Genomic DNA, 1,463 nt, shown 5'->3' with positions numbered 1-1,463 from the left:
TCAATAAAAATGACAAAAAAGAGCTAACCAACCTCGCAGCTCGCTTCTTAAGCTGGTCTACAGGTAGTGAAACGTTTAATGACTTCGAGGTAGTGGGAAAACCTAGCCAGCACTTTGGTTTTGTAAGCTTAAGAATGGCTTCTAATCACGGGGTTAAACGAGGCCAAGTATCTAAAGAGGTAATGTCATTACTCACTGCAGATCAACGAAAGGTACTGGAACAGGCTGCCAAAAGTAATATTGATGAGTTTAATCGTTTTATCGAGCAACGCGGAAACCTAATGCGCAACTTAGAAGTCGCACAAAATGGTCAGTCGATTGAGACCGAAAATGTACTCAGATATGGTCGTGAGGTCGGAAAGGTTGAAGCCAGCATGACCTGGAGCCAAGCGATGGCCATGCTCAAAGTACGAGCATCATTAACAGATGAACAGTCTCAATCTCTACTCAGTATTCGCAACAAATATACCGCAGTTGGCGATCAAAACTTACCGAAAAATAGTGTAGAGCGAGGTCGCCAGCTTTACTCACAATGTAGCTTGTGTCATTCAGACAGCTCGACCACTGCTCCCAATTTGAATTCAATTGTTGGTCGTAAAGTGGCTTCAGATGACAGCTATAACAACTACTCTAAAGCCATCCTCGATTTTTCTGGCAGCCATAAGGTTTGGACGGAACCCTTGCTAAAGCAATTTATTGCATCACCTAAAACTCTGATTCCAGGCACATATATGGGGTTCTCAGGCTTACGAAATACTCAGGATCAACAAGCGTTAGTCGACTATCTAAGTTCGTTAAATTAGCTGTTTGGGGCGAATTCAAAGAGCCAAACTCATTGAAGATCCGATAGCGAATACGCCAAAGTGTGCGGCGTATTCGCTTAACTATTTTGGCGGAAAGTGAAGGTCTTTCACACTCACCTCTCATAAGCCGATAACCGAGCCATCCCCTTAAAGCGACTCTAGAACTTTCCGCCATTTACCCATTCTGCTTTTGGTGGCACGGGCTCTTGGTTTACCCATATCTCTTTAATTTGGCCGCCCTCAACTCGGAATAGATCAAAACGCGCAACCTCGAGACCATTATCAATAACTCGGCTGTAAGCTGCTACGAAGTTACCTTGACCGACAATCTTGAACACTTGGTCATAGCCACCAATATAGCTATCTAAAGGGCTCACATCTGAGGCTTGATAAACGGCTAGCTCTTCGTGCTGGAGATACTTTGATAGCTTGTCTTTCTGCCCTAGTACCATGACATCACATAAAAAATCACGGATAAGGTTCTTATTCTCTTCTGTTTTACCTAGGTCAGTATGATTGATTGGCCCTTGCAGTCGACCTTCCCCTTCCGTTGGTTGAGCTTCGAAGGCAGAAATCACATCCCAATGTTCAATAATTTTATCGTCATTATCGGTATCGAATAGATCCGTAGTCACCCACTTATATTCGCCATTATTAATA

Annotated in this window: 2 protein-coding genes; one reads left to right on the top strand and one right to left on the bottom strand. The window is 43.5% G+C overall.

Annotated features, from left to right (window positions below; all coding sequences use genetic code 11):
• Positions 1 to 803: cytochrome c family protein (locus AB4507_RS21840; RefSeq protein ID WP_372183366.1), on the top strand; the 803-nt coding region annotated here is incomplete at its 5' end.
• A gap of 158 nt (positions 804 to 961) precedes the next feature.
• Here the strand turns inward: AB4507_RS21840 and AB4507_RS21835 are convergent.
• Positions 962 to 1,463, bottom strand: a 502-nt coding sequence (locus tag AB4507_RS21835; protein ID WP_372183364.1) for a hypothetical protein, incomplete at its 5' end; no start/stop codon positions are given.

The sequence above is a fragment of the Vibrio sp. 10N.222.54.A3 genome (assembly GCF_041474095.1).
Taxonomy (GTDB): domain Bacteria; phylum Pseudomonadota; class Gammaproteobacteria; order Enterobacterales; family Vibrionaceae; genus Vibrio; species Vibrio crassostreae_C.
This window is presented reverse-complemented; position numbering and strand designations above follow the sequence as displayed.